Source organism: uncultured Gordonia sp., from assembly GCF_937858515.1.
Lineage (GTDB): Bacteria > Actinomycetota > Actinomycetes > Mycobacteriales > Mycobacteriaceae > Gordonia.
The window spans coordinates 24,357-32,590 of sequence record NZ_CALLZT010000141.1 but is presented as its reverse complement, the minus strand read 5'-3'; the positions used below and the strand labels follow the sequence as shown (position 1 = coordinate 32,590).

The window sequence follows — 8,234 nt, the reverse complement described above, 5'->3', positions numbered from 1 at the left end:
ACCACCGCCGCCGACGAGGCCGCGGCACACAACGCCGCCGACGTGATGTTCGCGCAGATGATGCTGCCGCACCACAGTCAGGCGATCGAGATGAGCGACATGTTGCTGGCCAAGCAGGACATTCCCGCGGACGTGACCGCCCTGGCCGAGCAGATCAAGGCCGCTCAGGGCCCGGAGATCGCGCTGCTCGAGTCCTGGCTCGAACAGTGGGGTGAGCCCACCGAGATGCCCGAGACAGGCCACGACATGCCCGGCATGGACATGGACGAGGGCATGGGGGGGATGGAGATGGAGGGGATGATGAGCGAGGAGGACATGCAGGCGCTGTCCGATGCGCAGGGTACCGACGCCGCTCGCCTGTTCCTCGAGCAGATGATCGCCCACCACGAAGGCGCAGTCGACATGGCGCAGACCGAGATCGAGGACGGACAGTTCCCCGACGCCGTGGAGATGGCCCGCACCATCGTCGACACTCAGCAGCAGGAGATCGAGACCATGCGTGAGCTGCTGACCACCCTGTAACCAAGCCCCGCCCGGTTCCTCTCGGCCCGCCCGCCATCCCAGGAGGCTTTCGATGTCGCACCCGCAGCACGGACACCCCCACCCGGACCCGGACCCGGCGCCCGCCCGCCGCGATCACGGCGCCGATGTCCAGGGCCCGCCCCTCGCCGAGCATGATGCGCCCGTCGGGCACGGCGAGCACCTCGCCCATGTCGGTCACGACACCCACCCTGAGCACGACGCTCATGGCGGTCATGGTGGGCACGATCGGCATGCCGGGCACGGGGCACATGGGGAGATGTTCCGCGGCCGGTTCTGGGCGTCACTGGTGCTGGCGATACCGGTGGTGTTCTTCAGCCACATGGTCGCCGACCTGCTCGGCTACACCATGCCGGACTTCCCCGGCGCCATGTGGATTCCCCCGGTGCTGGGCACGGTGATCTTCGTCTACGGCGGCATGCCGTTCCTCACCGGAGGCTGGGCCGAACTCCGCTCACGCCGGCCCGGGATGATGCTGCTGATCGCCATGGCGATCAGCGTCGCGTTCCTCGCGTCCTGGGTCACCACCTTGGGTCTCGGCGGGTTCAACCTGGACTTCTGGTGGGAACTGGCCCTGCTGATCGTGATCATGCTGCTCGGGCATGGGCTCGAAGTGCGTGCCCTCGGCTCCGCCCCCGGCGCCCTCGACGCACCCGCCGCGATGCTGCCGGACACCGCCGAGAAAATCGCCGAGACCGGCACCACCGACGTGCCCTTGTCGGAACTGGCGCTCGGGGATCTGGTGCTGGTGCGCGCCGGACCCCGGGTGCCCGCCGACGGCACCGTCACCGACGGCCGCGCCGAAGTCGACGAATCGATGATCACCGGCGAATCCAAGACCGTGGTTCGCGAAGTGGGTGACACGGTGGTCGCCGGCACCGTCGCGACCGACAGCGCCCTGCGGGTGCGCATCACCGCGGTCGGCGAGAACACCGCCCTGGCCGGCATCCAGCGGATGGTCGCCGACGCGCAGGCCTCCTCGTCCCGTGCCCAGGCGCTGGCGGACAAGGCCGCGGCGTTCCTGTTTTACTTCGCCACCATCGCCGGCATCCTCACCTTCGCGGTCTGGACGCTGCTCGTCGGTAGCGTCGACGAAGCGGTGGTGCGCACCGTCACCGTGCTCGTCATCGCCTGCCCCCATGCTCTCGGATTGGCGATTCCGCTGGTGATCGCAATTTCCACCGAACGCGCCGCCAAATCGGGGGTGCTGGTCAAGGACCGGCTCTCGCTCGAACGCATGCGCACCGTCGATGTGGTCCTGTTCGACAAGACCGGCACCTTGACCCAGGGCCGGCATCAGGTCACCGGTGTCGCCGCCGCCCACCAGATCACCGACGAGCACCTGCTCGCGCTGGCGGCGGCCGTCGAAGCCGATAGCGAGCACCCCGTCGCCCGGGCCATCGTCACTGCCGCCGACGAGCGGGTGCCGGCCAGCGAGCGGATCGCCGCCACCGACTTCCGGTCGCTGCCCGGCCGCGGGGTGCGCGCCCTCGTCGACGGCACCGAAATCACAGTCGGGGGCCCGGCCATGCTCAGCGATCTGCGGTTGTCGGTGCCCGCCGACGTTACCGCCGTGACCCAGGAGTGGGTGGCGCGCGGAGCGTCGGTGCTGCACCTCGCCGAAGGGGACCGCGTCCTCGGGGCCATCGCGCTCGAAGACGCCGTCCGCGAGGAATCCCGTCAGGCCATCGACGCCCTGCACGCCCGCGGGGTCAAGGTCGCCATGATCACCGGCGACGCCCGGCAGGTCGCCGACGCCGTGGCCGCCGACCTCGGGATCGACGAAGTCTTCGCCGAGGTGCTGCCCGAGCACAAGGACGCCAAGGTCACCGAACTGCACAGCCGCGGCCACAAGGTCGCCATGGTCGGCGACGGCGTCAACGACGCCCCTGCCCTGGCCCGCGCCGATGTCGGTGTCGCGATCGGCGCCGGCACCGATGTGGCCATCGAATCCGCCGGGGTCGTGCTCGCAGCGAACGATCCGCGGGCGGTGCTGTCGATCATCGAACTCTCGCATGCCAGCTATCGAAAGATGTGGCAGAACCTGGTGTGGGCCACCGGCTACAACATCATCGCCGTTCCCTTGGCCGCGGGTGTGCTCGCGTTCGCCGGCGTCGCGATCTCTCCCGCGGTCGCCGCGATTCTCATGTCCGTCTCGACCATCGTCGTGGCGCTCAACGCCCAACTGTTGCGCCGCCTCGACCTCGACCCCACCCGTCTGGCTCACACCTGAGCCGGTCACCCGAGCGATCCGAAACGAGTTCCTGCTTCTCATGTCGAGTTTTCCCCTGCGCCGGTGGGCGCATGTCCTGATGCCTGTTGCTGCTGCGGCGGTGCTTGCCGGTTGCACGACCGGCGAGCAACCCGCAGCATCAGCGGGTTCGACTTCGTCCCCCGTGGCCTCGGAGGTGCCCGGCGTCGCGTTGGAACCGGCCCTCGATCATCTGCACGGTCTGCACCTCGATTCCGGCGGTGTGGTGCTGGCCGGTACCCATACCGGTCTCGTCGAGATCGCCGCGAACGGGCGCACCACCCGCGTCGGTGACTCCGACGACGACTTCATGGGACTGACCGGGACGCCGGGCACCGACCGTCTGTTCGCGTCCGGGCATCCGGGTCCGTCGAGTTCGGCGCCGAATCCGTTGGGGCTGATCGACAGCACCGACGGCGGCCGCACCTGGACGCCGAAATCCTTGACCGGCGAGGTGGATTTTCACGCTCTTGCTACAGACGGTGAGCTGCTGGTGGGTTTCGACGGTGTCACTGGATTGCTGATCTCCACCGACGGTGGCAGCAGTTGGACCGCGGGTGCGCCGGTGGCTGCGGCCGCGCTCGCCGTCACCGATGCCGGGGTGTGGGCGAGCACCGCTGCCGGGCTGCAGCACAGCACCGACGGCGGGCGCACCTTCACGGTGGTGCCGGATGCCCCGCCGCTGGCGTTGCTGTCCGCGGCGCAGGACGGCTCGTTGTGGGGTATCGACACCGACGGCGCGGCGTGGCGCAGCCGTACCGGCCAGAGTTGGGAGCAGCATGCGGTGCTCGGGCCGGTCGAGGCAGTGCTCGCCGTCGACTTCGACACTGCCTACGCCGCGACCGCGCAGATGCTCTATCCGTTGAACTGACCCCGATGGGCACTGGCCCGGAGCCTGCGGAACTGCAGACGCATCGGAGAGGACCACGCTGGACAGCGTGGTCCTGTCCGATGTACCGGGCGGCGGTCGGCAGCAACTGCGGCCCGACACTGTGCAACAGATACCAATACGGGGTATAGGAGACCGAGACAGCGCAGAGGCTCCGGCTGAGGCACAGTACTCCCGGTGTGCCTACGTCTCGGTTTCCCGACAAGGCCTGTGTAGCACCTGATTTTCCGGTCGTGCAGTACAACGGCTCGACCGCAGTGAACGCAGGGCAGCATCATCTCCATTGCATACCCTAGGGGGGTATGCTAAAAATAGCTGCGGTCCCCACCAGGAGACTGCCCGACACGGATTCTGTGTCCCCCATCGATCGAGAAGAGGTTTCGACATGAGCACCACCACCATCACCGTGACCGGCATGACCTGCGGACACTGCGCCTCGTCGGTCCGTGAAGAAATCGGCCGGATTCCCCAGGTAACCGGTGTGAACGTCGATGTGGCCAGCGGCCGGGTCGAGATCGACTCGTCGGCCGAGGTCGACCGTGCCGCCATCGCCGCAGCAGTCAACGAAGCCGGCTACCAGCTCGCCGACTGACAACCCGCTCGAGTCAACCCCACCTATCGGACCCGGACAGGAGATTCTCACGATGAAGGCGTCATCGAAGTTTGCCGGATTCACCGCCGGCCTGGCCGTGGTCTTCGCACTCGCCTTCGGGGCAGGCTCAGCGTTCGGCCCCGGGGCCACCCCGACGACCCACACCGACACCACACCCACGCTCGACACCACCGATCCGGCTCCTGCCGGGCACGGACACTGACCATCGCAGTTCGAGAGGAGTACACAGTGAATCCCGTCACGCATCCCGCCGACGGCCGGATCGAACTCGATATAGGTGGCATGACTTGCGCGTCCTGTGCCAACCGGATCGAAAAGAAGCTCAACAAACTTGACGGCGTCACAGCCTCGGTGAACTACGCGACCGAGAAGGCACGCATCGATTACATCGGTGCAGTGGCGGCCGAGGATCTCGTGGCCACCGTCGAACAAGCCGGCTCCACCGCCGCACTCCCCACACCCCCGGCGACCTCCGGATCCGAGCCCACCGCCGAGCCCGCTGCGCAACCCGATCCGACCGCCGCTCTCCGGCAGCGGCTACTGGTTTCGCTGGTCCTCAGCGTCCCGGTGATCGCCATGGCCATGATCCCGGCACTGCAGTTCCCGAACTGGCAGTGGCTTTCGCTCACCCTCGCTGCCCCGGTGGTCGTGTGGGGTGCATGGCCGTTCCACAAGGCCGCCTACATCAATCTCCGGCACGGTACCGCCACCATGGACACCCTGGTGTCCATCGGCACCCTCGCGGCTCTCGGCTGGTCGATCTACGCGCTGTTCTGGGGCACCGCCGGCGTGACCGGCATGACGCACCCCTTCGAATTCACCATCGCCCGAACCGATGGCACCGGCAACATCTATCTCGAGGCCGCTGCCGGGGTCACCACCTTCATCCTCGCCGGCCGGTATTTCGAGGCTCGCGCCAAACGCCGCGCCGGCGCCGCACTGCGCGCCTTGCTCGAACTCGGCGCCAAGGAAGTCTCGATTCTCCGGGACGGAGTCGAACAACGCATCCCGGTCGATCAGCTCACCGTCGGCGACGAGTTCGTAGTCCGCCCCGGAGAGAAGATCGCCACCGACGGTGTCGTCGTCGACGGCTCCTCCGCAGTGGATGCAGCCATGATCACCGGCGAATCCGTCCCGGTGGAAGTCGGTCCGGACGACCAGGTCGTGGGTGCCACCGTCAACGTGGGAGGCCGGATCCTCGTGCGCGCCACCCGCGTCGGATCTGACACTCAGCTCGCCCAGATGGCCCGGCTCGTCGAGGACGCCCAAACGGGGAAGGCCCAGGCCCAGCGGCTGGCAGACCGAATCTCCGGCATTTTCGTCCCGATCGTGATCGTCCTGGCGGTGACCACCCTCGGATTCTGGCTCGGCACCGGAGGTTCGGTCGCGGCCGCGTTCACCGCCGCCGTCGCAGTACTGATCATCGCGTGCCCCTGCGCCCTCGGCCTGGCAACCCCGACCGCATTGATGGTCGGTACCGGCCGCGGCGCCCAGCTCGGCATCCTGATCAAGGGCCCCGAGGTGCTGGAGTCCACCCGGCGAATCGACACCGTCGTGCTCGACAAGACCGGAACGGTCACCACCGGCAAGATGACCCTGCTCGACGTGATCACCACCGAGGGCGAGGACACAGCCGAGGTACTCCGGCTCGCCGGGGCATTGGAGGACTCCTCTGAGCACCCCATCGCACAGGCAATCGCCAAGGGCGCCCGAGATCAGGTGGGTGGCCTGCCTGCAGTGGAACAATTCGCCAACCTCGAGGGACTTGGGGTCCAGGGCACAGTGGACGGTCATGCAGTACTCGTCGGCCGCACGCGACTGCTCGCCGACTACGCGCATCACCTGCCCGATGACCTCGCCGACGCTATGCAGAGCGCCGAAGCCGATGGCAAGACCGCCGTCGCAGTCGGCTGGGACGGATCCGCCCACGCGATCCTGGTGGTCGCGGACGCCGTCAAACCGACCTCCGCCGAAGCAATAACCCAGCTGCGCGGTCTCGGGCTGACACCGATCATGCTGACCGGCGACAACGCCGCTGCAGCCCGGACCATCGCAGATCAAGTGGGAATCGACGAGGTGATCGCCGAAGTTCTGCCGGCGGAGAAGGTCGACGTCGTCAAGCGTCTGCAGGACCAGGGCAAGGTCGTCGCGATGGTCGGCGACGGAGTCAACGACGCCGCCGCACTCGCCCAAGCGGATCTCGGGCTCGCGATGGGCACCGGCACCGATGTCGCGATCGAGGCCAGTGATCTGACTCTCGTCCGCGGCGACCTGCGGGCGGCAGCGGATGCGATCCGCCTGTCCCGTCGCACCCTCGGCACCATCAAGGGAAACTTGTTCTGGGCCTTCGCGTACAACGTTGCGGCACTGCCGCTGGCGGCGATGGGTCTGCTCAACCCGATGATCGCGGGAGCGGCGATGGCCTTCTCGTCGGTGTTCGTGGTCAGCAACAGCCTGCGGCTGCGCCGGTTCCGTTCCACCGCACGGTAACCGGACCGAGCCGACCGAAGACGGGCGGGGCGGCAGGTGGCGCGACCGCGCCACCTGCCTACCTCGTTCTGCGCCCACATGACCAGGGAGAAAAATCATGTCGACAGTGACCACGGCTCTGATACGGATCGCCCGACATCCTGCCGCCCGGGCGGCGGCCCGGTGCGCAGCGGGATGCGCCGCGGTGGCAGTCGGCCGCCGCATGGAGGACTCACGCCTGAGCGGTCCACATACCCCCGAAGGACATAATCGACGATGCTCGCCATGACAGCCGGATTCTAGGAGGACACCATGGCCACCCCCGCCCCCGCGGCCACACCACCCGCGGTTCCCGCGACCGACTGCCATGAGCACGCCGTGCACGGATACATCACCGCCAAGGACGACTACCTCAAGCGACTCAAGCGCATCGAGGGCCAGGCCCGTGGACTACAGCGCATGGTCGACGACGAGAAGTACTGCATCGACATCCTCACGCAGGTCTCGGCGATGACCAAGGCTCTGCAGGCCGTCGCGATGGGCCTGCTCGAAGACCACATCAGTCACTGCGTCGTCGACGCCGCCGTCGCCGGTGGCCCGGAAGCGGATGCGAAGATCAAGGAAGCCACCGACGCCATCGCCCGTTTAGTCCGGTCCTGACCGGAGTATGTGAGGCGCACCTCTACCAAAAATAGAAGTCTAGCGTTATATTGTTGGTGGCTCACTGGCCACGAAGGGTCACAGGATTGCGGAGGTCGGTCGGTCCATGGAGTGCGAGGTTGTGCTCCTGGACGACGTGGAGCAGTGGTACCTACGTCTGGTCGAATCCGATGACGACGACGCGGCTGCTGTCACCGCCGCCATTGATTACTTAGAACGTGAAGGGCCGACGTTGGGTCGGCCTGTGGTGGACAAGGTCAAAGGTTCCCGAGTCCACAACATGAAAGAGCTGCGCCCCAGTGGAACCTCCATCCGGATCCTGTTCGTGTTCGATCCCCAGCGGCAGGCGGTCCTGCTGATCGCAGGAGACAAGGCCGGCGAATGGAAACAGTGGTACATCGACAACATCCCCATAGCCGAGGATCGCTACAACATGTGGCTCGAAGAGCAAAAACGCTAAGAAACCAGGAGGTGTGGAACATGGCTCGACACTGGCGCGAGGTGCGGGCGGAGGTCGCCGAGAAACTCGATGAGCAGGACGTCAGCAATGCCAGCAAGACGATGCAGGAAGAAGTCCGGGCCCACCGTTTGGTGGAGATCCGTCGCGAGCAAGGGTGGACTCGTCAGGACGCGGTGGCCGAGGTGATGGGGATCTCCCAGTCCCGGGTCTCCCAGATCGAGCGAGGCGACCTTCGGCACACCCAACTCGGCACTCTGGAGTCCTATGTGGAAGCTCTCGGCGGTCACCTGCGCGTCGTCGCCGACTTCGGCGACAGCTCCCTGACCTTGGGTTGAGGACTGACACCCGGGCC

Annotated in this window: 9 protein-coding genes; all 9 read left to right on the top strand. The window is 67.0% G+C overall.

The window, feature by feature from the left end; translation table 11 throughout:
• Nucleotides 1-522 (top strand): DUF305 domain-containing protein (locus Q0627_RS13140; RefSeq protein ID WP_298810497.1); only part of this gene is annotated, 522 nt, incomplete at its 5' end.
• 52 nt (nucleotides 523-574) lie between these two features.
• Nucleotides 575-2,773, top strand: coding sequence for a copper-translocating P-type ATPase (locus tag Q0627_RS13135; RefSeq protein ID WP_298810495.1), 2,199 nt, complete (start codon nucleotides 575-577; stop codon nucleotides 2,771-2,773).
• 40 nt (nucleotides 2,774-2,813) lie between these two features.
• Complete coding sequence (locus Q0627_RS13130) at nucleotides 2,814-3,662, top strand: F510_1955 family glycosylhydrolase (RefSeq protein ID WP_066903545.1); 849 nt, start codon at nucleotides 2,814-2,816, stop codon at nucleotides 3,660-3,662.
• A gap of 403 nt (nucleotides 3,663-4,065) precedes the next feature.
• Nucleotides 4,066-4,272: a heavy-metal-associated domain-containing protein gene (locus tag Q0627_RS13125; RefSeq protein WP_213250993.1), complete on the top strand. Its 207-nt coding sequence runs from the start codon at nucleotides 4,066-4,068 to the stop codon at nucleotides 4,270-4,272.
• 52 nt (nucleotides 4,273-4,324) lie between these two features.
• Nucleotides 4,325-4,495 carry a hypothetical protein gene (locus Q0627_RS13120; protein ID WP_298810482.1) on the top strand — a complete coding sequence of 57 codons (171 nt, stop codon included), beginning with the start codon at nucleotides 4,325-4,327 and terminating at the stop codon, nucleotides 4,493-4,495.
• A 26-nt stretch (nucleotides 4,496-4,521) separates the two neighbouring features.
• Complete coding sequence (locus tag Q0627_RS13115) at nucleotides 4,522-6,783, top strand: cation-translocating P-type ATPase (protein WP_298810479.1); 2,262 nt, start codon at nucleotides 4,522-4,524, stop codon at nucleotides 6,781-6,783.
• Between the two features lie 291 nt (nucleotides 6,784-7,074).
• Entirely contained in the window at nucleotides 7,075-7,422 is a 348-nt protein-coding gene (locus Q0627_RS13110; RefSeq protein ID WP_213250996.1) for a metal-sensitive transcriptional regulator, read from the top strand.
• 106 nt (nucleotides 7,423-7,528) lie between these two features.
• Nucleotides 7,529-7,882, top strand: coding sequence for a type II toxin-antitoxin system RelE/ParE family toxin (locus Q0627_RS13105; protein WP_213250998.1), 354 nt, complete (start codon nucleotides 7,529-7,531; stop codon nucleotides 7,880-7,882).
• A gap of 20 nt (nucleotides 7,883-7,902) precedes the next feature.
• Nucleotides 7,903-8,217 carry a helix-turn-helix transcriptional regulator gene (locus Q0627_RS13100; protein ID WP_213251000.1) on the top strand — a complete coding sequence of 105 codons (315 nt, stop codon included), beginning with the start codon at nucleotides 7,903-7,905 and terminating at the stop codon, nucleotides 8,215-8,217.
• Nucleotides 8,218-8,234 lie beyond the last annotated feature (17 nt).

What these genes read in the sequence shown, in the direction of transcription:
- Q0627_RS13130 (WP_066903545.1), top strand. Translation starts at nt 2,814, where the DNA reads ATGTCGAGTTTTCCCCTGCGCCGGTGGGCGCATGTCCTGATGCCTGTT.
- Q0627_RS13105 (WP_213250998.1), top strand. Translation starts at nt 7,529, where the DNA reads ATGGAGTGCGAGGTTGTGCTCCTGGACGACGTGGAGCAGTGGTACCTA.
- Q0627_RS13100 (WP_213251000.1), top strand. Translation starts at nt 7,903, where the DNA reads ATGGCTCGACACTGGCGCGAGGTGCGGGCGGAGGTCGCCGAGAAACTC.
- Q0627_RS13135 (WP_298810495.1), top strand. Translation starts at nt 575, where the DNA reads ATGTCGCACCCGCAGCACGGACACCCCCACCCGGACCCGGACCCGGCG.
- Q0627_RS13110 (WP_213250996.1), top strand. Translation starts at nt 7,075, where the DNA reads ATGGCCACCCCCGCCCCCGCGGCCACACCACCCGCGGTTCCCGCGACC.
- Q0627_RS13125 (WP_213250993.1), top strand. Translation starts at nt 4,066, where the DNA reads ATGAGCACCACCACCATCACCGTGACCGGCATGACCTGCGGACACTGC.
- Q0627_RS13120 (WP_298810482.1), top strand. Translation starts at nt 4,325, where the DNA reads ATGAAGGCGTCATCGAAGTTTGCCGGATTCACCGCCGGCCTGGCCGTG.